This window comes from Salinarimonas ramus (genome assembly GCF_014645695.1).
GTDB lineage: Bacteria > Pseudomonadota > Alphaproteobacteria > Rhizobiales > Beijerinckiaceae > Salinarimonas > Salinarimonas ramus.
Genome location: NZ_BMMF01000011.1, coordinates 162725 through 187227 on the forward strand (window position 1 = coordinate 162725; position 24503 = coordinate 187227).

17 protein-coding genes are annotated in these 24503 nt (G+C 69.4%); 2 read left to right on the forward strand and 15 right to left on the reverse strand.

Going from position 1 to position 24503, the window contains the following annotated elements:
* Window position 1: 1 nt before the first annotated feature.
* The 3 genes from ppsA to IEX89_RS18055 all read right to left on the reverse strand — a co-directional run bounded on the left by ppsA (window position 2) and on the right by IEX89_RS18055 (window position 6394).
* Complete coding sequence (gene ppsA, locus IEX89_RS18045; protein WP_188914643.1) at window positions 2-2392, reverse strand: phosphoenolpyruvate synthase; 2391 nt, start codon at window positions 2390-2392, stop codon at window positions 2-4.
* Window positions 2389-4947, reverse strand: coding sequence for a glycoside hydrolase family 65 protein (locus IEX89_RS18050; protein ID WP_188914644.1), 2559 nt, complete (start codon window positions 4945-4947; stop codon window positions 2389-2391). Before IEX89_RS18050 ends, ppsA begins: the two co-directional genes overlap by 4 nt.
* Before the next feature lie 313 nt (window positions 4948-5260).
* Window positions 5261-6394: a polyheme membrane-associated cytochrome C gene (locus tag IEX89_RS18055; protein ID WP_244645562.1), complete on the reverse strand. Its 1134-nt coding sequence runs from the start codon at window positions 6392-6394 to the stop codon at window positions 5261-5263.
* A gap of 138 nt (window positions 6395-6532) precedes the next feature.
* On the opposite strand from IEX89_RS18055, the gene IEX89_RS18060 reads away from it, so the two are divergent.
* Window positions 6533-8014 carry a ferredoxin reductase family protein gene (locus tag IEX89_RS18060; protein ID WP_188914645.1) on the forward strand — a complete coding sequence of 494 codons (1482 nt, stop codon included), beginning with the start codon at window positions 6533-6535 and terminating at the stop codon, window positions 8012-8014.
* A gap of 72 nt (window positions 8015-8086) precedes the next feature.
* Here the strand turns inward: IEX89_RS18060 and IEX89_RS18065 are convergent, their stop codons facing one another.
* From IEX89_RS18065 to rpoH, 4 genes are all read right to left on the reverse strand, one after another.
* Window positions 8087-8743, reverse strand: coding sequence for a glutathione S-transferase family protein (locus IEX89_RS18065; protein WP_188914646.1), 657 nt, complete (start codon window positions 8741-8743; stop codon window positions 8087-8089).
* 90 nt (window positions 8744-8833) lie between these two features.
* Window positions 8834-9031, reverse strand: a complete 198-nt coding sequence (locus tag IEX89_RS18070) for a hypothetical protein (RefSeq protein WP_188914647.1) — start codon at window positions 9029-9031, stop codon at window positions 8834-8836.
* Window positions 9028-9468 (reverse strand): MarR family winged helix-turn-helix transcriptional regulator, encoded by a 441-nt coding sequence (locus IEX89_RS18075; protein WP_188914648.1) that lies wholly within the window; start codon window positions 9466-9468, stop codon window positions 9028-9030. The genes IEX89_RS18070 and IEX89_RS18075 overlap by 4 nt, the downstream gene beginning before the upstream one ends.
* A 141-nt stretch (window positions 9469-9609) precedes the next feature.
* Window positions 9610-10521: an RNA polymerase sigma factor RpoH gene (rpoH, locus tag IEX89_RS18080; RefSeq protein WP_188914649.1), complete on the reverse strand. Its 912-nt coding sequence runs from the start codon at window positions 10519-10521 to the stop codon at window positions 9610-9612.
* Between the two features lie 348 nt (window positions 10522-10869).
* Between rpoH and IEX89_RS18085 the strand changes: the two genes are divergently transcribed.
* The gene (locus IEX89_RS18085) at window positions 10870-12897 is read left to right on the forward strand and encodes a multicopper oxidase family protein (RefSeq protein ID WP_210317665.1); all 2028 of its coding nucleotides are present in this window, start codon (window positions 10870-10872) and stop codon (window positions 12895-12897) included.
* Window positions 12898-12943: 46 nt separating this feature from the next.
* Here the strand turns inward: IEX89_RS18085 and IEX89_RS18090 are convergent, their stop codons facing one another.
* From IEX89_RS18090 to IEX89_RS18125, 8 genes are all read right to left on the reverse strand, one after another.
* Window positions 12944-13696 (reverse strand): ABC transporter ATP-binding protein, encoded by a 753-nt coding sequence (locus IEX89_RS18090; protein ID WP_188914700.1) that lies wholly within the window; start codon window positions 13694-13696, stop codon window positions 12944-12946.
* 92 nt (window positions 13697-13788) lie between these two features.
* Window positions 13789-14544, reverse strand: a complete 756-nt coding sequence (locus IEX89_RS18095; protein WP_188914650.1) for an ABC transporter ATP-binding protein — start codon at window positions 14542-14544, stop codon at window positions 13789-13791.
* A gap of 5 nt (window positions 14545-14549) precedes the next feature.
* The gene (locus IEX89_RS18100; protein ID WP_188914651.1) at window positions 14550-15767 is read right to left on the reverse strand and encodes a branched-chain amino acid ABC transporter permease; all 1218 of its coding nucleotides are present in this window, start codon (window positions 15765-15767) and stop codon (window positions 14550-14552) included.
* Between the two features lie 5 nt (window positions 15768-15772).
* A complete protein-coding gene (locus IEX89_RS18105; protein ID WP_188914652.1) occupies window positions 15773-16801 on the reverse strand; it encodes a branched-chain amino acid ABC transporter permease in 1029 nt (342 codons plus the stop codon).
* A gap of 90 nt (window positions 16802-16891) precedes the next feature.
* A complete protein-coding gene (locus IEX89_RS18110) occupies window positions 16892-18235 on the reverse strand; it encodes a substrate-binding protein (RefSeq protein WP_188914653.1) in 1344 nt (447 codons plus the stop codon).
* Between the two features lie 383 nt (window positions 18236-18618).
* The gene (locus IEX89_RS18115; RefSeq protein ID WP_188914654.1) at window positions 18619-18987 is read right to left on the reverse strand and encodes a DUF4870 family protein; all 369 of its coding nucleotides are present in this window, start codon (window positions 18985-18987) and stop codon (window positions 18619-18621) included.
* Window positions 18988-19133: 146 nt separating this feature from the next.
* On the reverse strand, window positions 19134-22694 hold the full coding sequence (locus IEX89_RS18120; RefSeq protein ID WP_188914655.1) for an indolepyruvate ferredoxin oxidoreductase family protein: 3561 nt from the start codon (window positions 22692-22694) through the stop codon (window positions 19134-19136).
* Between the two features lie 165 nt (window positions 22695-22859).
* Window positions 22860-24497 carry an ABC transporter ATP-binding protein gene (locus IEX89_RS18125; protein ID WP_188914701.1) on the reverse strand — a complete coding sequence of 546 codons (1638 nt, stop codon included), beginning with the start codon at window positions 24495-24497 and terminating at the stop codon, window positions 22860-22862.
* Between the last annotated feature and the right edge of the window lie 6 nt (window positions 24498-24503).

The following is a 24503-nucleotide window of genomic DNA, read 5'->3' on the forward strand; positions in this document are numbered from 1 at the left end:
CTCAGCGCTTCAGCTCGGCCTCCGCCTTCGCGACCTCCGTCTTCACGCGCAGGAACGTGTCCGGCGTCACCGAGATCGTGTCGATGCCCTCCTCCACGAGGAAGCGGGCGAAGTCCGGGTGGTCGCTGGGCGCCTGGCCGCAGATGCCGGTATGCGTCCCGGTCTTCTTCGCCGCCGCGATGAGGTCGGCGATGAAGCTCTTCACCGCCTCGTGGCGCTCGTCGAAGAGCTTCGCGAGACGATCGGAATCGCGATCGACGCCGAGCACGAGCTGGGTGAGGTCGTTCGAGCCGATGGAGAAGCCGTCGAAGCGCTCGGCGAAGCGATGGGCGAGGCGCACGTTCGAGGGCAGCTCCGCCATGACGTAGACCGCGAGCCCGTTCTCGCCGCGCACGAGGCCGTTCGCGCGCATCTCGTCGAGCACCTTGTCGGCCTCCTCGGGCGTGCGGCAGAAGGGGATCATCATGACGATGTTCGTCATGCCGATCTCCTCGCGCGCCCGCTTCACCGCCCGGCATTCGAGCGCGAAGCCCTCGCGGTAGTCCGGGTGGTAGTAGCGGCTCGCCCCGCGCCAGCCGATCATCGGGTTCTCCTCGGCGGGCTCGAAGCCGCGCCCGCCCAGGAGCTCGGCGTACTCGTTCGTCTTGAAGTCGCTCATGCGCAGGATGACGGGGTTGGGCCAATGCGCGGCGGCGATGCGCGCGACGCCGCGCGCGAGCGTGTCGACGAAGAACTCCTCCCGGGAGGCATAGCCGCGGGTGAGCGCCTCGATCTCCTTTCGCGCCTGCTTGTCCTCCACCTGGTCGAAGCGCACGAGCGCCATCGGGTGGACCTTGATGTGGTTGGAGACGATGAACTCCATGCGCGCGAGCCCGACGCCGTCCGCCGGCAGACGCCACCAGCGGAAGGCGGCCGAGGGATTGGCGAGGTTGAGCATGACCTTGGTCTTGGTCTTGGGGATCGCGGAGAGGTCGGTCTCCTCGATGCGGATCTCGGCGATGCCCTCGTAGACGCGGCCTTCGTCGCCTTCCGCGCAGGAGACGGTGATCTCCTGGCCGGCCTTCAGCACCTCCGTCCCGGTCTCCGTGCCGACGATGGCGGGAAGGCCGAGCTCGCGCGAGACGATCGCCGCATGGCTCGTGCGCCCGCCGTGGTCGGTGACGATTGCCGCGGCCTTCTTCATGATCGGCACCCAGTCGGGGTCCGTCATGGTGGTGACGAGGACCGAGCCCGGCTCGAACTTCTCGATCTCGTCGGGCGTGTCCAGCCGGCAGACCTTGCCCGCGCCGATGGCGTCGCCCACCGACAGCCCGGTGACGAGGAGCGCGCCGCGCTCGCCGATGGAGAAGGACTTGAGCTGCCCGGCCTCGCGGCGGGACTGGACGGTCTCGGGCCGCGCCTGGACGATGAAGAGCTCGCCCGTCTCCCCGTCCTTGGCCCATTCCATGTCCATGGGCTGCCCGTAATGCCGCTCGATGGTCGCGGCCCAGCGGGCGAGCTGCATGACCTCGCGATCCTCCAGCGTGAAGCGCCGGCGCTCCTCGTCCGGCGTGTCGACGAGGATGGTCGGGCTCTTCGAACCCGGCGCCGAGAAGATCATCTTGCGGCCCTTGGCACCGCGCGCCTTCTCGACGATGGGCATGATGCGCTCGCGTTCGAGGAGCGGCTTGAAGACGTGGAACTCGTCGGGCTCGACCATGCCCTGCACCACGGTCTCGCCGAGCCCCCAGGCGCCCGTGATCAGAACGGAGCGGTCGAAGCCCGTCTCCGTGTCGATGGAGAACATCACGCCGGAGGAGGCGATGTCCGAGCGCACCATGCGCTGGACGCCCACCGAGAGCGCCACCTTCATGTGGTCGAAGCCGTGGTTCTCGCGATAGGCGATGGCGCGGTCCGTGAAGAGCGAGGCGTAGCAGCGCCGGCAGGCGTCGAGCAGCGCGTTGGCGCCCTCGATGTTGAGGAAGGTCTCGAGCTGTCCCGCGAAGCTCGCCTCGGGCAGGTCCTCGGCGGTGGCGGAGGAGCGCACGGCGACCTTGGCCTTCTTGCCGCCCTCCGTCATGCCGGCATAGGCGAAGAGGATCGCGTCGCGCAGATCGTCGGGAAAATGGGCCTCGAGCAGGAGCCCGCGCACCGTCTCGCCGACGAGGTGCAGGTTCGAGAGGTCCTCGCGCAGCCCGCCGATCGCGTCGCGGATGGCGGAGCCGAGATCGTTGGCCTCGACGTAGCGCCAATAGGCGGCCGCCGTCGTGGCGAAGCCGCCGGGCACGCGGATGCCCTGCGAGGCGAGGTTTCGGATCATCTCGCCGAGCGAGGAATTCTTGCCGCCGACGAGCGCTCCCTCGCCGCGCGTGAGGTCCGAGAGGGGCAGTACCAGTTCCTTGTCCTTGCTCATCGGGGTTCCTCTCCCACGGGATCTCTCGTTTCGGATGTCGGTTTCGGGGGATCGGTGCGGGCCGCGCGCGCGGCGAGCGCCGCGCGGGGCCGGTCGTCGGGGCGGTCGTCCCGGACGAGGGCGAAGGTGAAGCTCTGGCCGGGGCTGATCTCGCGGGCGTGGCCGCGATAGGCGATGGAGACGGGCAGCGCCGTCATCGAGCGGCTGGAGACGGTGAGCGTCTCCTGGGTGACGTGCACGTCGAGGATCTGGCGGCGGAAGCGCACCGTCGTCTCCAGGCACGCGACCTCCTCCGGCAGGCGCGGGTCGAAGACCAACGTGCTCGCGCGCATGCCGATGCCGGTGTAGCAGCGCTGGAGAAGGTCCACCGTCCCGGCCATGGCGCCGAGATGGATGCCCTCCTTGGTCGTGCCGCCCTGCACGTCGCCGATGTCGGCGTCCAAGGCTTCCAGCGCGAGGCGCCAGGAGGCCTTGCGGTCGGTGCGCGCCAGCACCCAGGCGTGGGTGACGAAGGAGAGCGTCGAGCCGTGGGAGACCCGCTCCATGTAGTAGCGGGTGGTCTCGACGATCTGCGCCGACGAGAACGCGTAGCCCAGCCTGTCGAGGATCTCGCGGATCTCGTCGCGGCTGAACAGGTAGAAGATCATCAGCACGTCGGCCTGCTTGGAGACCTTGTAGGCGTTGGGGTCCTTCCCCTCGCTCTCGAGGATGCGGTCGAGCCGCTGCAGGTTGGGATAGCGCTCCCGGTAGCCCGCCCAGTCGAACTCCTCCAGCGCGCCGTAGCCGTCGAACTGCGAGATCACGCTCGTCCCGGAAGGGCTCTCGTGGAAGGGAATGACGAGGTTGCGCGAGATCGCGTCGAAGCGCGCGATCTCCTCCTCGCCGATGCCCAGCGTCTCGCACAGGCGCCGGCGATTGTCGTCGGGCAGGAGGTCGAGGACGTCGCGGGCGCGGGTGAGAACCCAGGCCACCATGAAGTTCGTGTAGGCATTGTCGTCGAGCCCGCCCTCGGCGGCGGGGTCGCGGCCGGGATAGCCGTCGTGGAACTCGTCGGGGCCCATGACGCGGCGGATGGAGAAGCGCCCGTCCTCCCGCTGCTCGGCGAGGCTCGACCAGAAGCGGGCGATCTCGAGGAAGAGCTCGGCCCCGTAGTCGCGCAGGAAGTCGCGATCGTCGGTGGCCTGCAGATATTGCCAGACGTTGTAGGCCACGGCGGCGCCGATGTGGCGCTGGCGCCAGGAATTGTCCGGCAGCCAGCGGCCCGAGAGCGGGTTCAGATGGACCGATTGCGTCTCCTCGCGCCCGTTCGAGCCGCTCATCCAGGGGAACATCGCTCCCGCACGCCCCGCTTCGCGGGCCGCACGTCGCGCTTCGCCGAGCCGGCGATGGCGATAGCGCAGGAGCCCGCGCGTGAGGACCGGCATGCGCAGCGTCAGGAACGGGAAGATGAACAGCTCGTCCCACATGATGTGGCCGCGATAGGCCTCGCCGTGCCAGCCGCGCGGGGGAATGCCGACGTCGTGGTCGACGGAATGGGGCGATGCGGTCTGCAGCAGGTGGAAGACGTGGAGGCGCAGCTTCAGCTGTGCGCTGCCGTGCTCGGGATGCGTGCCGCCGTTCTCGGCGCTCTCGACGCGGATGTCGCATTCTTCCCACAGATGACGCCAGGCGCGGGAATGCGCGCTCGTCGCCGCCTCGAAGCAGGGCACCTCCGCCACGCGCCGGCAGGCCTCGTGCAGGGGCTCGGCCACCGCGTGGTCGTGCGAGTTGAAGATGGCGACGATCTTCTCGACGCGGATCGTGCGGCCGGCGACGACCTCGACGGCGACCTCCTCGAACGCGCCGTCGGCGAGCGCGTCCTTGCGCTCGCTGAGGATATGCCCGCCCGCGGGCTCGACGAGGAGGCGCTGCGCCAGCGCCACCTCGCGCCGCGACTGCACGAAGCGGGTGCGCAGGGCGACGATGCCGTCCTCGCCGCAGGTCGTCTGCGGTGCCTCGAGATGCCGGCCGGCGAGCGCGCGGTAGCGCGTCACGCCCCAATTCGTCACGGCGCCGTCGATCCCGGCGCGGATGCCGAGGACGCCCGACCAGTTCTCGGGCGTCAGGCGAACCTCCAGCGCGCAGACATGGGGATCGTGCATGGAGACGAGCCGGCGCTCCTCCCAGCGCGTGATCCGCCCCGCCGCGTCGCGCATCCGAAAGCTGCGCGTCAGCACCCCCTCGTCGAGGGCGAGCGCCTGCACGTGGTCGAGCCGCTCGTAATCGCCCGCGGCGAGAAAGGGGCCGTCGTCGATGCGAATGGCGAGCGGCAGCCAGTTCGGCAGGTTGACGAGGTCCTCGTTCTCGATGTCGCGGTCGCCGACCTGCGAGACCAGGCGGTCGTAGCCGCCGGCGAGATAGGTGCCGGGATAGTGTACGTCGTCGGCGCGGGCGTCGGTCGCGGCGGCGCGCGACACGATCGTGCCGTTGCCGAGCGCGCAGAGCACCTCGCGCAGGCCCTCGGCCGCGGGATCGAAGCCGTCGTAGCGGAGCGTCCAGTCTCCGGTCTTGCCCACGCTCGTGCCTCCTCGCTGGCGCGCGCGGATGCGACCCGGCGCCCCGCACGAGCGGGGAGGGGAGCGACCGCATGCGCGGCGTCTTCGGACGATGCGCCACAATAACGATCGAAATGCGCCTGTAGCTCCGTCCGAGCCCCGATGGGGTTTAGTACGGAGGCGCAAAAGCGCAGCTATTTCGCGGAGTTGGGTCGGGCAACTTCCGGTGTGCCGCTGGTCGGCCCTCGATGGGGAGCGACGCGCCGGCGATGCCTCTCGTGCGAGCCCGAGCCCGGCGAGGCCGCGCCCGCGCACCGACGCGCGGGCGGTCTCCTCAGGGCCTGCGGATGCCGGCCGTGTCCACGGCGACCGTCTCGCCGAGGCTCTCCAGGCTGTCGTGCAGGATCTGCAGGACGTAGTGCGGATTGTGGACGTAGGCGCCGGGATCCTTGCTCGCGACCTGGTAATTGTAGGCCGCCTTCAGAAGCCGCGGCGTCCAGCTCGCATAGCGTTCGGTCTCGTCGTCTCCGATCGTGCCGTCGCCGTCCGCGTCGACGAAGAAATAGGGGTGGCGGTCGGCATAGCCGATTGGCGTGCCCGCCACCTCCGTGGCATAGGTGCGGATCGCCGCGGCGAGCTTCTCGCGCAGGCCCTCGATCTCCGTCCCGATGCCGCCCGCGGCGTCGCCGTTCCCGTCGAAATTGGCGTGGCGCATCCGGATCGCGCGCACGTCGTCGACGCCCTGGTGGCAGGCGAAGCAGCTCTGCGTCTCCACCTGCGTCGTGTGCGGCGCGTGGCAGGCGACGCAGGTGGCCGCGCTCGGCACGTGCGTGAAGGTGCCGGCATAGGAGCGGCCGGGATATTCGAATCCGACGGTCACGTCCGCGCCGCGCAGCGTCGCGGCGGCGATGCCGTAATGCACGTTGAGGAAGCCGAGATCGGGCGCGACCGCGTCCTCGTCGAGCCCGTCGGTGGCGCGCGCGACGGCGGCGCCCGATTGGCGACCCTGGTGGCAGACGGTGCACACCGCGTTCGCGCCGAGATCCGTCGCGACCGCGCCGGAAGGGAAGGTCACGGCGTCGAGGGCGTGGGCCTCGGCGCTGTGGCAGCTGGCGCAGCCGATGGGCGCGTTGATGGCGGACGGAGCCTCGATGCTGCCCGCCGCGCTGCCGTCGGCGCCGAGATGGTCGAGGAAGCCGGTCTGCGAATGGCAGGCCGCGCAGGCCGGCGGCACGGCGCCGTCGGCGTTCCAATGGGTGAACGATTGCGAATGGTAATCGCCGTGCGGCGAGGCGAGCCAGGCCTCGACGATGGCGGCGAGCCGGTCGAGGTCGTTCTCCTGTGCGGCGGCGGGTGCGACGGCGAGGGTCAGCGCCATGCCGAGAGCCGCGAGGATCCGCGAGGCGAGCCGCGGCGCGGCACCAAAGACGATTGCGCGCGAGCGGCGGGTCGATCCGGCAGAGCGCATGGATGTCCTCCCCATCGAGCGGCGCCATACGGCGGCGACATGCGGTTCATCGTGCAGCATCTGCTTGACGTCTTCAAGTCTTCGCGCTCGACTGGCGACGAAAGTCGCGAACTCGGCTTATGCGAGCGAAGGGACGTCATGGAATATACGTATCCGGCGAAGAAATCGGGCGATGCAGCCGATCGTGGTTCCCTGCCGCGGCTGCCGGGCGCGGCGCTCGCCGGCCTCTATCTGGCCTTCTGCGCGAGCGCCCTCGTCCTCGCCTCCTTTCGCGAGGTCGCGCCGCTCGCCGGCTTCGAGGCGGTGGGAGCGGGCCTCGGCCTCGTGGCGCTCGCGGCGATGAGCGTGCAGCTCGTCACCTCGGGACGGTTCGACACCGTGTCGGGGCGGCTGGGCATCGATCGGATCATGGCCTTCCACAAGATGATCGCCTGGTTCGTCCTGGCGGCGCTCCTGCTCCACCCGCTCCTCTACGTGCTGCCGACCGCGACGGCCGACGCCGCGCTCGGGCGCGAGCGGCTCGTCGCCTATCTCACGGCGCCGCACTACCGCACCGGGGTGATCGCGCTCGCGGCTCTGGCGCTCCTCGTCGTCGGCGCGGCTCTGCGCGAGCGGCTGCCCTGGCGCTACGAGACCTGGCGCGGATCGCACCTCCTGCTCGGCGTGCTGGCCATCGGTCTCGGCCTGCACCATGCGATCACGGTCGGGCGCTTCAGCGCCGGCGGCCCGGCCTACGTCTTCTGGTGGGGGATCGGCGGCGGCGCCGTTCTCGTCCTCGGCGTGCTGCACGGCCTGCGCTGGGTGCGCCTTCATCGCCGCCCCTGGCGCCTCGCATCCGTGACGAAGCGCGCCGATCGGCTCTGGGAGCTCGACATCCAGCCTCAGCCCGGGACGCCGCCGCTCGCCTATCGCGCCGGGCAGTTCGTGTGGATGACGCAGGGGCGCGGGCGCGTCCCGCTCCTCGACCATCCCTTCTCCATCGCCGACAGTCCCCTGCGCCCCGGCCTCTCGCTGATCGTGAAGGAAGCGGGCGACTTCACCCGGCGCGTGGGCGCGCTTGCGCCCGGAACGCCGATCGGCATCGACGGGCCCTACGGCACCTTTACGGTCGACGCGCATCCGGGCGAGACGGTGCTCCTCGTCGCCGGCGGGGCGGGCATCGGGCCGATCATGGGGCTCTTGCGCGACCTCGCCGCGCGTGGCGATCGGCGGCCCGTGCGCCTCGCCTACGCCGCCGGCCGCCCGGCGACCTTCGCCTGCCTCGACGAGATCGCCTCCTACGCGGACCGGCTCGACCTCGCGGTGCTCCTCGTCGCGGAGGAGGGCGGGCCCGGCTGGGCGGGGGAGGTGGGCCGGCTAGACGCCGCGCGCCTGCGCGCGCTCCTCGCGGGGCGCGAGCCGGAGAGCACGGTCGCCTTCATCTGCGGCCCCGGCCCGATGGTGACGAGCGTCTCCGATACGCTCGAGGACATCGGGCTCGCGCCGAAGCGCGTCGTCTACGAGCGCTTCGACTACGGCGGCGGCGCGACCTCGCGACAAGACCGCCGCCACGCGCTGGAGATGCTCGGCATCGGCGCCGCCCTCGCGGCCCTGGTGGGTGTCTTCGCCGTGGCGGCGTGAGCGGCGCCGCCGTCCGCATTCGGCCCGTAGGTGAGAGGCTCCAGAGGTTGCCCTCGGGATCGCGCGACAAGGCTATCGCGGCCGGCGACGGCGGTCCGGGATGGCGCCGGCGCGCAGCGTGGCGAAGCCCTCGGCCACCGTCGGCGGCGCGGTGTCGCGAGCGTACATGCGATCGACGAACGCCGTCAAAGCGGGCGAGGCGTCGAGGAGCCCGGCCTCGCGTGCCCAGTCGAGGGTGAAGGCGCCGATGAAGTCCGCGACGGTCGACGTGGTGCCGACGAACCACTCCCGCTCCTTCATGTGCGCCTCGAGCGGCTCCAGCATCCGGCGGCAGTCACGGTTGGCGAGCGCGACCTCCTCGGGACGACGCTCGTGGGCGGGGTAGATGACCGTGTGCAGCGCATCGCGCCACAGCGGCTGCTCGATCTCGGTGACGAGGAAGAAGATCCACTGGTACATCTCCGCCCTGGCACGCACGTCGTCGGGTATGAAGCGCCCGTTGCCGTAGCGCTCCGCCAGGTAGAGCGAGATCGCCGCCGATTCCGCGATGCGCACGTCCCCGTCGACGAGAGCGGGGATCTTGCCGAAGGGGTTCACCGCAAGGAACGCCTCGCCGAGGTGCTCGCCGTGCGGGATGTCGACGGGGACGATCTCGCATTCGAGATCGAGCTCGTTGAGGAGCCAGATCGGCCGCAGGGCGCGGGTCGGGGGAATGCCGTAGAGCTTCATCGGGACGGGCTCCGTCGAGGAGAGGGCGGACGTGCCCAGGACGCTTCGCGGGCGGCGCTTCCGACATCGCGGCCGACGAAGACCCGGTCCTCACCGCCCGGCGAGATCGCGCGCCGCCGGTGACGCCGTCGCCTCGCGCGAAGCCGCTCTCGCAGCGAAGACCGAGGCGGCGTATTCGCGCGCCTCGGCGAAGGGCCCGTCGCAGACGAGGCCGGCGATCGGGGCGAGGACCCGCGGGGGACGCCGACGTGGGGGGCGCAGCCCGGCGGGGCGTTCCGCGGCGCTCACGACACGGCTCCCATCGCCGGGCGGCGACCCGCCGCCGAGAATCGCCGCAGCCCGTCCACCGCCTCCGCGCCGAGGCCCGCCGCGAGCTCGCCCTGGACCCGGCGCCAGGTGACGAACGCCTCCTCCAGCACGGTCCGCCCGCGCGCGCTGATGCCCACGAGCCGCTGGCGGGCGTCCGCCTCGTCGCGGCGCGTGACGACGAGACCCGCCTTCTCCGCGACGGCGACGTTGCGGGTCATGGTCGTGCGCTCCGTCCCCACGATCGTCGCCAGCGTGCCGATCCGCGTCGGGCCCTTGATGGCGAGAACGGAGAGCAGGGTGAACTGCGTCGCCCGAAGACCGTGCGGCTTCAGAGCCCGGTCGAACGCGGCCGTGATCGCGCGCGCGGCGCGCCGGGAGGCGAGGCAGAGGCAGGCACGGGTCTCGTCGAGCGACATGCGATGAGTGTAGATACACGTTCATGCGCGGTCAAGAACGGCCGATCCCTGCCCTTCGGGAACCGGCTGCACCAACCCGCCGGGGGCGTTTCGCTCCCGGCCGATCCGGGGCACCGCGTGCCCCACACCCGTTCGTGGAAGTCAGCCCGCCCGCGCGTCCGTCAGCTCCCGAGCCCGTCCTGGCGCGGTCTCGATGGCGGCGATGTTCTTCTTGACCGCCTCCTGCACCTTCTCGAACGCGCGCACCTCGATCTGGCGGACGCGCTCGCGGGAGACGCCGAACTCGGTGGAGAGGTCCTCCAGCGTGATCGGGTCCTCGGCGAGGCGGCGGGCCTCGAAGATACGGCGCTCGCGCTCGTTGAGGACACCGAGCGCCTGACGCAGCGCGGAGAGGCGGTTCTGCCCCTCCTCCTCGGCGGCGAGGATCGATTCCTGCGAGGCGGAATCGTCGACGAGCCAGTCCTGCCACTCGCCCTCGCCCTCCTCGCGCAGGGGCGCGTTGAGGGAGGCGTCGCCGCCGAGACGGCGGTTCATGTCGACGACGTCCTGCTCGTTGACGCCCAGACGGGTGGCGATCTCCTTCACCTGATCGGGGCGCAGATCGCCCTCGTCCAGGGCCGAGATGCGGCTCTTGGCCTTGCGCAGGTTGAAGAAGAGCTTCTTCTGGTTCGCGGTGGTGCCCATCTTCACGAGCGACCACGAGCGCAGGATGTATTCCTGGATCGCCGCCTTGATCCACCACATCGCGTAGGTGGCGAGGCGGAAGCCCTTGTCCGGCTCGAAGCGCTTGATCGCCTGCATCAGGCCGACATTGCCCTCCGAGACCACCTCGGAGATGGGCAGGCCGTAACCGCGATAGCCCATGGCGATCTTGGCCACGAGACGCAGATGCGAGGTCACGAGCTTGTGCGCGGCGTCGGAATCCCCATGTTCTCGCCAGCGCTTGGCGAGCATGAACTCCTCGGCCGGGTCGAGCATGGGAAACTTGCGGATCTCGTCCAGATAGCGGGAGAGACCGCCTTCGTTGGCGAGTACGGGTAGCGCGCCAGCCATGTGTTCTCCTCCTTCGGCCCCCGCGAAGGGCGGGCCCTACGCGGCCTCCTCCGGACGGCCGCGCCATCCCCACAATATAGGACGCGGCTCTTTCGATTTGAAGGTCGGGTGGAGCCCGACGCATGGGACGGTAACGCACGCGTGAAGAATGGTTCGCCGATGCACGGCGATTTGATCCATGCCCCGGAAGCCGGACGGGCGGGAGAGGGGAGGTAAGCGCGGGCACGTACATCTCCGAATTGAAGCTCTCGGCAACCTCGGCGCAAGCTTCGCAATCGAACGTCCATGAGGGCGTTTCCGGGCGCGCCGTGATTCGGCAGCGCGCGGCCGTCGAGGGGAGGGGCTTCCATGCGACATCGAACATTCTCGCCCGCGGCGGTCTCCGCTGCGGCCCTGGCGGCCGCCATGGCCGCGTCCGTGCTCGCCGCGAGCGGCGCCGCGGCGCAAGCACCCGAGCAGCTCGCGCCCGAGCGCCTCGTGCCCGAGATCCCGGACGCGCGGATCCAGCGCGCCGCGCCGCCGCCGGACGCGATCCGGCCCTTCCTCCTGGCGGCGCCGGCCCCGAGTCCGCGCGTCGCGCCGGGCGAGGCGGCCCTCGACCTCGCCATCCGCTACGTCGACGGCACGATCTGGGATCCCGCGGAGGGGCGCGACGACGCCGCGCGGCTACGCGCCTATGTCGACCTCAACGCGCCCGCGGACGTGGCGAACGTCGCGCCCTATGTCGGGCCCACGATCCAGGTCGCGCCGGGCGAGACCGTGCGCGTGACGCTCCACAACGAGCTGCCGGTGCCCGACCAGTCCTGTCCGGAGGACATCACCGACATCAACATCCCCCACTGCTTCAACCGCACGAACCTGCATTCGCACGGGCTGTGGGTCAGCCCCACCGGCAACAGCGACAACGTGCTCATCGCCATCGATCCCGGCGTGAGCTTCCAGTACGAGTGGAACATTCCCGCCGACCACCCCTCCGGAACGTTCTGGTACCATCCCCATCTCCACGGCGGCGTGGCGCTGCAAGTGTCCTCGGGCATGGCGGGCTTCATCGTCATCCGCGGCGATCGCCTGCCCACGCCGGAGACGAACGGCGACATCGACACGCTCCTGATGCGCGCCGACGGGCAGCCCTTCACCGAGCGGCTCGTGCTGCTGCAGCAGAACCAGTACGCCTGCTACGACGCGCAGGGGAACCTCGAGACCAACCCGGACGGCACCTATCGCTGCGACCCGGGCCAGGCCGGCGTGATCGAGAGCTACGACAATTTCTCGCCCGGCGACTGGGCGGCATCGGGGCGCTACACGTCGATCAACGGCGAGATCCTGCCGACCTTCCCCGGCGCGGAGACGGGCCGCGTCGAGCGCTGGCGCATCGCGCATGCGGGCATCCGTGACACGATCAAGCTCGAGTTCCGCAAGGCGGCGGACGATTACCAGCCGCTCGACACGGTGGCGGACGCCGAGACCGACGAGGACTGGCTCGCCGCGAACTGCCCCGGCGAGCCGCTCACCACCTTCGCCATGGCGGAGGACGGCCTCACCCGCGCGCGCATCCAGCCCCGCACCGAGAGCGTGCTGCAGCCGGGCTACCGCACCGACCTCCTCGTCGTCTTTCCCGAGGCGGGCAGCTATTGCGTCATCGACGCCGCCGCGCCCGCTTCGACGACGGTGAGCGGCGGCGCCGAGAGCCGCCAGCTGATGGGGGCGGTCGAGGTCGCGCCGGGGGCGGACGCGGTACCCGCGGACCCGACGGGGCTCACGGCCTACCTCACCGCAGCCCTCGTCGCGGCCGCGAACCGCACCATGCCCGCCGACGTGCGCGAGACGGTCGCCGCCGACCTCCTCGCGGGGCTGCGCCTCGACAAGTTCGTGCCGCACCCGACCATCGAGGCCTCGGAGGTGACGGGCACGCAGTCCCTCGCCTTCTCCATCGACACGACGACGTCGCCCACGGGCTTCCTCATCGACGGGCAGGCCTACGAGCCCGACCGCGTCGACCGGCTGCTGACGCTGGGTGGCGTGGACGAATGGACGCTCACCTCGGGCACCAACCCGGCGGCGGGCCACCCCTTCCACATCCACGTCAACCCGTTCCAGGTGGTGGAGATCCTGAATCCCGACGGCGTCGACGTGAGCGTCGCGGGGGAGCCGGACGACACGCAATACGCTGGGATGAAGGGCGTGTGGAAGGATACGCTGTTCGTGAAGCCGGGCTACCGGGTCGTCATGCGCACGCGCTACCAGCGCTACATCGGCGAGTTCGTGCTCCACTGCCACATCCTCGACCACGAGGACCAGGGCATGATGCAGAACGTCATGATCGCGCTGCCCAACGCCAGCGGGCAGGCGATGACGGGCGGGCACGGCGCGCATTGAGGCGGGGCGGGACGCCGGGCGCGGCGTGCGCCCGGCGGACGTCGCCTCAGATCGCGAGGTATTCCTGCCGCAGCTCGGTATTGTCGAGCACCTCCTTCGCCGTGCCGTCGAAGACGATCTCGCCCATGTCGAGGATGATGGCGCGATCGGCGAGGTGGAGAGCGGCGATGGCGTTCTGCTCGACGATGATCGTCGTCATGCCCAGCCGCTTGATCTCCTCGAGCGTGCGCTCGATCTCCTGCACGATGACGGGCGCGAGGCCCTCGTAGGGCTCGTCGAGCAAGAGCAGCTTCACGTCGCGCGCGAGCGCCCGGCCGATGGCGAGCATCTGCTGCTCGCCGCCCGAGAGCGTCGTGCCCTCCTGCTTGCGGCGCTCGCCGAGCCGCGGGAAGAGATCGTAGATGCGCTCGATCGACCAGCCGACGGGCGGCGCGATCTGGGCGAGCTGCAGGTTCTCCTCGACGGTGAGGCCCTGGATGATGCGCCGGTCCTCCGGCACGAGGCCCACCCCGCTCTGCGCGGCGCCGTGCGCCTTCATGGCGTGGAGCGGCTTGTGGTCGAGCCAGATCTCGCCGTGGCGCACCGCCGGCTCGTCGACGCGGGCGATGGCGCGCAAGGTCGAGGTCTTGCCCGCGCCGTTGCGGCCCAGCAGCGCCAGGATCTCGCCCTCGCGGACCTGGAAGGAGACCCCCTGCACGATGTAGCTCTCGCCGTAATAGGCGTGCAGGTCCCACACGGAAAAATAGGCGTGCTCCGCGAGGTTTCGCGGCGGGGGCCCCTCGCCGTGGCGCGTGAACACCTCGTCGCCGAGGAGGGCGCCGCCGCGCGCGGGGCGCGCCGCGGGCGCGGCGTCCGGCTGCTTGGTGTTCGGCTGCTTGTCGATGGTGTCGCTCACAGATGCGCTCCCCCGAGATAGGCTTCCTGGACCTTCGGGTTGCCCTTGATGTTCTCGGGCAGGTCCTCGGCGATGATGGCGCCCTGGGCCAGCACCGAGATGCGGTCCGCCAGCGAGAACACGACGTGCATGTCGTGCTCGATGACGACCATGGTCAGCCCGCGCCCGGCAATCTCCTTGAGGATGTCGATCGTGCGGTTCGTGTCCGCCCGCGACATGCCGGCGGTGGGCTCGTCCAGCAGCAGGAGCTTGGGCTCCTGCACCAGGCACATGGCGAGCTCCAGCCGGCGCTTGTCGCCGCGGGAGAGGTGGCGCGCCTCGACGTGGCTCTTGCCGTCGAGCTTGAGCTCGGCGAGGAGCGCCATCGCCTTCTCGCGGATGGCGCCCTCGCGCATCACCTGGTTCCAGGCGTGCAGGCCGAAGGCGCCGTCGCGCCGGGCGAAGGCGGGGATCATGACGTTCTCGAGAAGCGTCAGCTCCCCGAAGATCTCCGGCGTCTGGAACACCCGCGAGACGCCGACCTGGTTGATCTCGTGGGGCGTCATGCCCACCAGCGGGCGCCCGTCGAACGTCACCGAGCCCGTATCCGGCGCGAGCTTGGCGATGAGCGTGTTGAGCAGCGTCGACTTGCCCGCGCCGTTGGGCCCGATGATGGCGTGGACGGAGCCCTGCGCGACGTCGAGATTGACGTCGGTGAGGGCCTTGAGCCCGCCGAAGCTCTTGTTGACGTGCTTGACCTCGAGGAGACCCATGTCGATCACTCCGCCGCGTGGGAGGACGGCGTCGCGGCCGTGCGCTCGTGCTTCGAGGACGACGACCGCCCGCGCCGGAACAGCCGCCCGATGCGCTGCCCGCCCTCCACGAGGCCGCCCGGCAGGAAGATGACGACGAGCATGAAGACGATGCCGAGCGTCAGGTGCCAGCCCTTGCCCACGAAGGGGTAGACGACGAAGACGAGCGCGTCCTCGAGCCCGTCCGGCAGGAAGCCGAACCATTGGTGCAGGACGTTGGAGTTGATCTTCGAGAAGATGTTCTCGAAATACTTGATCAGCCCCGCCCCGAGCACCGGCCCGATCAGCGTGCCCGCGCCGCCGAGGATCGTCATCAGCACGACCTCGCCCGACGCCGTCCATTGCATGCGCTCGGCGCCGGCGAGCGGGTCCATCGCCACCATGAGCCCGCCCGCGAGCCCGGCATACATGCCCGAGATCACGAAGGCGGCGAGCGTGTAGGGGCGCGGGTTCAGCCCCGTGTAGAGCATGCGCTGCTGGTTGGACTTCACCGCCTTGAGCATCATGCCGAAGGGCGAGCGGAAGATGCGGATCGAGACGTAGAACGCCGCCACCATCACCAGTGCCGACAGGTAGTAGCCGACGTTGAAGGTGAAGACCCAGCCACCGATCGTCCAGTCGAACCCGTCGCGCATCTCGAGCCCGAAGAAGTGGGTCAGCGGGATCGAGCCCGCCTCCGTGCGGCTGACGCCGAGCACGCGGGGGTCGTCGAGGGCGAGCTGCAGGCCGGTCTCGCCGTTGGTGATCGGCGTGAGCACGGAATAGGCCAGCGCGAACGACATCTGCGCGAAGGCGAGCGTGAGGATCGAGAAGTAGATCCCCGATCGCCTCAGCGAGATCCAGCCGACGAGGAGCGAGAACAGCCCGGCGAAGATCACCGACATGAGGATCGCCGGCACGACGTTCATCGTGAGCAGCTTCATCATCCACACGCCGGCATACGAGCCCACCCCGAGGAAGGCCGCGTGGCCGAAGGAGAGGTAGCCCGTCAGGCCGAAGAGGATGTTGAAGCCGATGGCGAAGATGCCGAAGATGACGAAGCGCTGCATCAGGTCGGGATAGCCCGCGTTGAACTGCGCGAGGCTCGAATCCGCCGGGAAGGGGTTGAGCAGGAAGGGGGCGAAGAGCGTCAGCCCGATCACGATCAGGAAGAGACGCGTGTCCTTGGCGCCGAGACCGAGCATGGGGCTCACTCCATCACGCCCTTGCGGCCCATCAGGCCGCGGGGCCGCGTCAGCAGGATGACGATGGCGACGAGGTAGATGATCACCTGGTTGATGCCGGGCAGCAGCGTCACCACGGCGGCCATCGAGGCGAAGCTCTCGAGGATGCCGAGCAGGAAGCCCGCGAGCACGGCGCCGGGCAGCGAGCCCATGCCGCCGACCACCACCACGACGAAGGACAGGACGAGGAAGTCCATGCCCATGTGGTAGTTCGGCGCGTTGATGGGCGCGTACATCACCCCGGCGAGGCCCGCCACGATGGCGGCGAGCGCGAACATGAAGGTGAAGCGCCGGTCGATGTCGATGCCGAGCAGCCCCACCGTCTCGCGATCCGCCATGCCCGCGCGCACCACCATGCCGAAGGTGGTGAACTGGAGGAAGGCGAAGACGCCGGCGATCACCGCCGCCGCGAAGCCGAAATAGACGAGCCGCCAATAGGGATAGATGATCGAGCCCGCGTCGAAGCCGACGAGCGCGCCGAAATCGAACGACCCGGAGAACGCGTCGGGCGCCGGCGTCGGGATCGGGTTCGCGCCGTAGAAGGCCTTGATGATCTCCTGGAGCACGATTGCGAGCCCGAAGGTCACGAGGATCTGGTCCGCGTGCGGGCGCTTGTAGAAATGCTTCACGAGCCCGCGTTCCATGGCGATCCCGACGAGCGCCATGACGGGGATCGCGAACAGGATCGCGAGCGGCACCGACCATTCGATGATGGAGCCGCCGACCTCCGGCCCGAACCAGTATTCGACGTAGGGCGTCTCGACCTTGAGCGGATTGCCCAGGAAGTCCGTGCGCGTCTCGTCGATCGTGGTGAAGGACGCGCGCAGGATGACGTTGAGCGTCACGGCGCAGAAGGCGCCCAGCATGAACAAAGCCCCGTGGGCGAAGTTCACGACCCCGAGCGTGCCGAAGATGAGCGTCAGGCCGAGCGCGATGAGCGCGTAGGCCGAGCCCTTGTCGAGGCCGTTGAGGACCTGGAGGATGATGGCGTCCATGATGTTCCGTCTCGGATCGCGTCCGTTCGGACCGCAAGGCCGGCCGCGCGGGAGCGCGCGACCGGCCGTGCCTGGCGGATGGGTGCCGGCTCAGGCGCCGGGATTGCAGACGCCGAGCTGGCCTCCGGCGAATTGCGGATGGTCCGGCGGGTAGGTGACCTGCTCGACGGGGGTCACCTCGACGACCTCGAGGAGGTCGAACTCGCTCTCCGGGTTCTCCTTGCCGCGCACCACCAGCACGTCCTTGAAGCACTGGTGATCCTCGGCGCGGTAGAGCGTCGGGCCGTTGCCGAGACCGTCGAACTCGTAGCCCTCCAGCGCCTCGACGACCGCACAGGGATTGAACGAGCCCGCGCGCTGCACGGCGTCGGCGTAGAGGAGCGTCTGCACGTAGCAGGTGTGCGCCGCCTGGCTCGGCGGGAAGCCGTACTTGGTGCCGAAGGAGCGCACGAAGGCCCGCGAGCCCTCGTCCTGGAGCGTCCAGTGCCAATTGGTCGAGCCGAAGATGCCCTTCACGTTCTCGCCGGCGCCCTTGGCCATCAGGCGCGAGTAGAGCGGCACGATGATCTCGAAGTTCTTGCCGTTGACCATGCGGTCGCGCAGGCCGAACTGGACGGCGTTGGTCAGCGAGTTGACCATGTTGCCGCCGTAATGGTTGAGGACCAGCACGTCGGCGTCCGACTGCGCCACCGGCGCGATGTAGGACGAGAAGTCCGTCTGCGCGAGCGGCGTCTTCACCGCCTCCACCGTCTCCCAGCCCATGGCCTCGGTGGCGGTGCGGATCGCCTCCTCGGTCGTGTAGCCCCAATTGTAGTCGGCGGTGAGATGGTAGGCCTTGCGGTCCGTGCCGTAGGCGTTCTCGAGCACCGGCGCCAGCGCCGCGCCCGACATGTACGAGTTGAAGAAGTGCCGGAAGCCGTTGGCCTTGCGGTCCTTGCCCGTCGTGTCGTTGGAATGCGTGAGGCCCGCCATGAAGATGACGCCCGCCTCCTGGCAGAGCGCCTGCACGGCCACCGCGACGCCCGAGGACGAGCCGCCCGTGATCATGATGGCGCCGTCCTTCTCGATCATGGACTTCGCCGAGGCGCGCGCCGCATCCGACTTCGTCTGCGTGTCGCCGGTGACGTACTCGACCTTGCGGCCGAGGATGCCCGCACCTTCGAGCGCCTTCGAGGAGAAGGTCGAGAGCATGCCGCCGTCGCCCTCGCCGTTGAGGTGCTCGACGGCCAGCATGTAGGCGCGCAGCTCGTCCGCGCCCTCGTCGGCATAGGGGCCGGACTGGGGTACGTTGAAGCCGAGCGTGACGCTGCCGCTGCCGGGCTCGTTGGTGAAGGCGTTCGCGCCGCGGATGAAGAGATGCGGCATGGCGAGACCGGCGCCGACCGCGGCGGTGGTCTTCATCAACCCGCGCCTGGTGAAGGTGAGCTTGCTCATCGAGTTCCTCCCGAAACATTCGCTCGATTGGATGCATGCACGCTGGATCGGGCCAGTCTTCCTTTGGGCATGATTGGACGCTAGCTCACGAGATCGTCGGTATCCAGAATGAATGACTGCTAAGTACACTAGACATTCGTACCATGATGCTGCGCTGCACTTGAGTACTGTTAGGGAAGATGCTGCGGTCGCGAAAAGGCCGTAATCCGTTGTGAATTGGGCGATCGAAAGCCGCGCGCGCCCGTCACGATGCTGCGCTGCAGCGCGCATCCCGATGTTGCGACGCGCAAACGAAACGAGCCCCGCGCCGGGGTGCGCGGGGCTCCTGCCGATGGCCGATTCAACGACCGGTCAGATACTTCGACGGCACGCGTCAGCAGCGCTCACCAGAGAAGGGCGCGCGGGTCCTGAATCGGGAGGCCGTCGTTCAGCCGCAGGCCTCCCTTGACGCAGCGGACGATCGTCCAGACCGCCCAGAAGAGCAGAACGAACCAGCCGATCAGCACCAGCGAGAGCAGAGCTCCGACGAGAAGCATCGCGAGGCCGATCCAGAACGTGCGGATCTGATAATCGAGATGGGTCGCCGTCACCGGATCCGCCTCGGCGCGACGCACGTGCGCTATGATGACACCGATCAGCGCGCTGACACCGGTGAAGAAGCCCACCAGATAGAGGCCGTAGACGATCAGGCCCAGTGTCTTGTCCTTGACCGCCGGTCCGGCTCCACCGCCGTTCACCGCTTGCGTTTGCATCGTTCGTGCTCCTGCTCGTTTCGACGTGCAGGAGCTTGATCGCACGCGGACCGTCAACGTTGCGTTCAAATGTTGCGTGAACGGCGACATAATCACACGGGCATGCGCGATCGACGAGGCCTGTCGGACGAGATCTGCGGAATGGCCTACTCCGCCGCCTTCGCCATCTCCGGCCCCTGCGGGTCGCGCAGGCGCTCCAGCAGCACCGCCTTCTCCGCTTCCGCGGCGGCGAGGTTGCGCTCCTTCACGTGGCCGAAGCCGCGGATCTTCGCCGGCAGCGAGGCGAGGCCGAGCGCCGTCACGTGGGTCTGCGGCGAGAGGCGCGCGAGGATCTCCTCGATCGTGGCGCGGTACTCCTTCACGAGGCGGCGCTCGGTGCGCCGCTCGTGCGTGTAGCCGAAGACGTCGAGGGGCGTGCCGCGCAGGCCCTTGAAGCGGGCGAGCAGCGAGAAGCCCTTCATCATCCACGGCCCGAACGTGACCTTGCGGGGCAGGCCGGTGTGCTCGTCCTTGGGGGCGATCATCGGCGGGGCGAGGTGGAAGGTGAGCTTGAGGTTCTCGCCCTCGAAGGTCTGCTCCAGCTGGCGCTGGAACGAGCCGTCCGAATAGAGCCGCGCGACCTCGTACTCGTCCTTGTAGGCCATGAGCTTGAAGAGGTTGCGCGCCACCGCCCAGGAGAGCTGGTCGGCGCCCGGCACCTTGTCGGCCTCCGCCTCGCGCACCCTGGAGACGAGCCGCTCGTAGCTCTGCGCGTAGCGCTTCGACTGGTAGGCGGTGAGGAAGTCGACGCGCCGGGCGATCGCCTCGTCGAGCGTCTCGGAGAGGGTGCGCACCGGCGTCGGCGCCTTGAGGGAGGCGACGAGGGCGGCGAGGCCCTCGGGATGCGCCGCCGCGCGCCGGCCGAGGCGGAAGGCCTCGATGTTCATGGCGACGGCCTCGCCGTTCAGCGTGATCGCCCGTTCGATCGCCTCGCCCGCGAGCGGGATCGCGCCCTTCTGGTAGGCGAAGCCGAGCATCATCATGTTGGCGGCGATGGCGTTGCCGAGGACGGCGGTGGCGATGGCGGTGGCGTCCAGGAAGTCGAGCATGCGCCCGCCTGCATGGCGCTCGATCTCGCGGCGAAGGCGCGCGGCCGGCAGCGAGAAGTCCGGATTGCGGGTGAAGTCGCCGGGGAAGGTCTCCGCCGTGTTGACGACGAGATGCGTGCGCCCGGCCGAGACGCCGGCGAGCACCTTCTTCATGCCGGTGACGACGAGATCGCAGCCGAGCACGAGATCGGCCGAGCCCGCCGCGACGCGGATGGCGTGGATCTCCTCGGGGGTGTTGGCGAGGCGCACGTGCGAATAGACCGCGCCGCCCTTCTGGGCGAGGCCGGCCATGTCGATCATGCCGCAGCCCTTGCCCTCGAGATGCGCCGCCATGCCGAGGATGGCGCCGATCGTCACGACGCCGGTGCCGCCGACGCCCGTGACAATGCAGTTCCAGGTGCGGTCGATGCCGGGGATCGTCGGCTCGGGCATCGTCTCGGGCAGCGCGTCGGCGGAGCCCGACACCTTCGCCTTCTTGGGCTTGGCGCCCTCCACCGTGACGAAGGAGGGGCAGAAGCCCTTCACGCACGAGAAGTCCTTGTTGCAGTTGGACTGGTCGATCTGACGCTTGCGCCCGAACTCGGTCTCGAGCGGCTGCACGGCGACGCAGTTCGACTGCACCGAGCAATCCCCGCAGCCCTCGCAGACGAGCTCGTTGATGATCACGCGCTTGTCGGGATCGGGATAGGTGCCGCGCTTGCGGCGCCGGCGCTTCTCGGAGGCGCAGGTCTGGTCGTAGATCATCACCGACACGCCGCCGATCTCGGCCAGCATGCGCTGGACGTGGTCGAGCTCGTCGCGGTGATGGATGGTGATCCCCTCCGGCCACTTGACGGTCTTGGGGTACTTGTCCGGCTCGTCGGTGACGAGCGCGATGCGCTCGACGCCCTCCGCGCGCACCTGGCGCGCGATCATGTCGACGGTGAGCGCGCCCTCGTGGGGCTGGCCGCCCGTCATGGCGACGGCGTCGTTGTAGAGGATCTTGTAGGTGATGTTCGTCTTGGTGTGCGCCGCCCAGCGCAGCGCCAGGATGCCCGAATGGTTGTAGGTGCCGTCGCCGAGGTTCTGAAAGACGTGGCCGCGCTTGGAGAACGGCGCCTCGCCGATCCAGTTCGCGCCCTCGCCGCCCATCTGCGTGAAGCCCTGCGTGCCGCGCTCCATCCACTGGACCATGTAGTGGCAGCCGATGCCCGCATAGGCGCGCATGCCGTCGGGCACCTTGGTGGAGGTGTTGTGCGGGCAGCCGGCGCAGAAATGCGGCGTGCGGGTCCCGACGTCGGTCGTCGTCGCCAGCACCTCCTGCGCCTCGCGGATGCGCGCCACGCGCCCGGCGAGATCGTCGTTGGAATGGTAGCGCAGGAGCCGCTCGCCGATCGCCACGGCGATGTCGTTCGAATCGAGCGCGCCCTTGACCGGGAAGAGCCAGCGGCCCTCCTCGTCCTTCTTGCCGATGCAGGTCGGCTGGTCCGTCGTGCCGTAGAGCTCCTCGCGGACCTGGACCTCGATGAGGGAGCGCTTCTCCTCCACCACCATGACGAGGTCGAGCCCGCGGGCGAAGTCGACGAGCTCGGCTCGAGACAGCGGCCAGGGGCAGGCGACCTTGTAGAGGCGAAGCCCCATGTCGTTGGCCTTGACCTCGTCCAGCCCGAGCTCGTCCATGGCCTGGCGCACGTCGAGATAGGACTTGCCGACCGTGATGACGCCGATCTTGGGCGTGCGCCCGCCCGACAGGACGAGCTTGTTGAGGCCGTTGGCGCGCACGTAGGCGAGCATCGCGTCGCGCTTGAAGTCGTGGAGGCGCGCCTCCTGCTCGAGGATGCCGTCGCCCGCGCGGATGTTGAGCCCGCCCGGCGGCATCACGAAATCGTCGGGGATCTCGATCTTCACGCGCCCAAGCGAGGCGTCGACGGAGGCCGTCGATTCGATGTTGTCCTTCACGCACTTGAAGGCCACCCACGCGCCGGTGAAGCGGCTCATGGCGAAGCCGTGCAGGCCGTAATCGAGGATCTCCTGAACGCCCGCGGGGTTCAGGATCGGCATCATCACGTCGACGAAGTGGAATTCCGACTGGTGCGCGACGGTGGAGCTCTCCGCCGTGTGGTCGTCGCCCATCAGCGCCAGCACGCCGCCGTTCGCGGCCGAGCCCGCCATGTTGGCGTGGCGGAAGACGTCGCCGGAGCGGTCGACGCCCGGGCCCTTGCCGTACCAGACGCCGAAGACGCCGTCGTGCTTGCCCTCGCCGCGCATCTGCGCCTGCTGGGAGCCCCACACGGCGGTGGCCGCGAGCTCCTCGTTGAGCCCCGGCTGGAAGACGACGTTGGCGGCGGCGAGCTGCTTCTTGGCGCGAAACAGGTTGAGGTCGAGCCCGCCGATGGGCGAGCCGCGATAGCCGGAGACGAAGCCCGCGGTGTCGAGCCCGGCGAGGCGATCGCGCTCGCGCTGCATCAGCAGCATGCGGATGATCGCCTGCGTGCCGGTGAGGAAGACGCGCTCCTTGCCGAGGTCGTACTTGTCGTCGAGCGAAACCTCGCGCAGCGAGGTCTTCTCGAGCACCTCGCCGATGGCGCCCGCGGCGCGTTCGGCGGCGGCGGTCTCGCGATCGAGCCGTACCTCGTCCATGGCATCCTCCTCCTCGATCCGCGCCCGTCGGTTTTCCCGATCTCGTCGCGCAGTTTTACGTCAGCAATGCTGACATATCTCACGCGCCCGGTCAATCACGGCGCGCACGACCATAACGCGGTGCGCGGTGCGGGGATGCGAAGGTCGTCGCGGAGGAGCGCGGGCTCACCCGCCCTGCGCCACCCGCATGGCCTCGACGTGGAAGTCCTCCTGCGAGAAGGCCGCGTGCATGAGGCTTTTCGTGTACTCGCTCGCGGGACGGTCGAAGATCGCGGCGGTGGGGCCCTCCTCGACGACGCGCCCGGTCTTCATCACGACGACGTGGTCGGACATGGCGCGCACGACCGCGAGGTCGTGGCTGATGAAGAGGTAGGCGAGACCGTAGCGGGACTGGATGTCGCGCAGGAGCTCGACGATCTGCTTTTGCACCGAGCGGTCGAGCGCCGAGGTCGGCTCGTCGAGGACGACGACGCGGGGCTTGAGGATGACCGCGCGGGCGATGGCGATGCGCTGGCGCTGCCCGCCGGAGAATTCGTGCGGGTAGCGGTTGCGCATGGCCGGATCGAGATCGACCTCGCGCAGCGCCTCCACCGCCCGGCGGTCGCGCTCGCGGCCCGAGATGCCCGGCTCGTGGACGAGGAGGCCCTCGGTGACGATCTGGCCGACCGTCATGCGCGGCGACAGCGACCCGAACGGGTCCTGGAAGACGAGCTGCAACTCCTTGCGCAGCGGGCGCATGGCGGCCTTGTCGGCCATCGAGATGTCGCGGCCCATGAAGACGACGCGGCCCTCGCTCGGCAGGAGCCGCAGCAGCGCGCGCCCGAGCGTCGACTTGCCCGAGCCCGATTCGCCCACGATCCCGATCGTCTCGCCCTCCCGCACGCGCACGGTGACATCGTCGACGGCGCGCAGGGCCACGGACGGGCCCTTGAGGAAGCCGCCGCCGATGTCGAAGGAGACGCGCACGTTCTCTCCCGTGAGCGCGAGCGGCGCGCCCGCCGGCGGCGGTTCCTTCGCCCCCGCGGGCTCGGCGTCGATGAGCATGCGCGTGTAGGGGTGGCTCGGGTTCGCGAAGACCTCGCGCGTCGCCCCGCTCTCCACCACCTCGCCGCGGCGCATGACGTAGACGCGGCTCGCGAAGCGCCGGACGATGCCGAGATCGTGCGTGATGAACACGATCGCCATGCCCCGCTCGCGCTGGAGATCGGCGAGCAGCGTGAGGATCTGCGCCTGCACGGTGACGTCGAGCGCGGTGGTCGGCTCATCGGCGATGAGGAGGTCGGGGTCGTTGGCGAGCGCCATCGCGATCATCACGCGTTGGCGCTGGCCGCCCGAGAGCTCGTGCGGGTAGGAATCGATACGCCGCTGCGGGTCGGGGATGCCGACGCGCTCGAGGAGCGCGATGCCCTTCTCCCGCGCCTCGCGCCTGGAGAGCCCGCGATGGTGGATCATCGGCTCGGCGAGCTGGCGCCCGATCCGGTAGAGCGGATCGAGCGAGGTCATCGGCTCCTGGAAGATCATCGTGATCTTGTCGCCGCGGATGCGATTGAGGTCGCGCTCGCGCATGCCCACCAGGTCCTGCCCGCGATAGAGCGCCTGGCCCGAGGCGCGCCCGTTCGAGGCCAGCAGTCCCATGGCCGCCATCATCGACTGGCTCTTGCCCGAGCCCGATTCGCCGACGATGGCGACGGTCTCGCCGCGATGGACGTCGAGGTCGATGCCGCGCACGGCCTCGACGAGGCCGTCGTTCGTCTCGAAGGCGACCTTCAGGCCGCGCACCGTGAGGACGGGATCGTTGGTCATCGCGTT

What these genes read in the sequence shown, in the direction of transcription:
- ppsA (WP_188914643.1), bottom strand. Translation starts at nt 2,392, where the DNA reads ATGAGCAAGGACAAGGAACTGGTACTGCCCCTCTCGGACCTCACGCGC.
- IEX89_RS18055 (WP_244645562.1), bottom strand. Translation starts at nt 6,394, where the DNA reads ATGCGCTCTGCCGGATCGACCCGCCGCTCGCGCGCAATCGTCTTTGGT.
- IEX89_RS18060 (WP_188914645.1), top strand. Translation starts at nt 6,533, where the DNA reads ATGGAATATACGTATCCGGCGAAGAAATCGGGCGATGCAGCCGATCGT.
- IEX89_RS18065 (WP_188914646.1), bottom strand. Translation starts at nt 8,743, where the DNA reads ATGAAGCTCTACGGCATTCCCCCGACCCGCGCCCTGCGGCCGATCTGG.
- IEX89_RS18075 (WP_188914648.1), bottom strand. Translation starts at nt 9,468, where the DNA reads ATGTCGCTCGACGAGACCCGTGCCTGCCTCTGCCTCGCCTCCCGGCGC.
- rpoH (WP_188914649.1), bottom strand. Translation starts at nt 10,521, where the DNA reads ATGGCTGGCGCGCTACCCGTACTCGCCAACGAAGGCGGTCTCTCCCGC.
- IEX89_RS18085 (WP_210317665.1), top strand. Translation starts at nt 10,870, where the DNA reads ATGCGACATCGAACATTCTCGCCCGCGGCGGTCTCCGCTGCGGCCCTG.
- IEX89_RS18095 (WP_188914650.1), bottom strand. Translation starts at nt 14,544, where the DNA reads ATGGGTCTCCTCGAGGTCAAGCACGTCAACAAGAGCTTCGGCGGGCTC.
- IEX89_RS18100 (WP_188914651.1), bottom strand. Translation starts at nt 15,767, where the DNA reads ATGCTCGGTCTCGGCGCCAAGGACACGCGTCTCTTCCTGATCGTGATC.
- IEX89_RS18105 (WP_188914652.1), bottom strand. Translation starts at nt 16,801, where the DNA reads ATGGACGCCATCATCCTCCAGGTCCTCAACGGCCTCGACAAGGGCTCG.
- IEX89_RS18110 (WP_188914653.1), bottom strand. Translation starts at nt 18,235, where the DNA reads ATGAGCAAGCTCACCTTCACCAGGCGCGGGTTGATGAAGACCACCGCC.
- IEX89_RS18115 (WP_188914654.1), bottom strand. Translation starts at nt 18,987, where the DNA reads ATGCAAACGCAAGCGGTGAACGGCGGTGGAGCCGGACCGGCGGTCAAG.
- IEX89_RS18120 (WP_188914655.1), bottom strand. Translation starts at nt 22,694, where the DNA reads ATGGACGAGGTACGGCTCGATCGCGAGACCGCCGCCGCCGAACGCGCC.
- IEX89_RS18125 (WP_188914701.1), bottom strand. Translation starts at nt 24,497, where the DNA reads ATGACCAACGATCCCGTCCTCACGGTGCGCGGCCTGAAGGTCGCCTTC.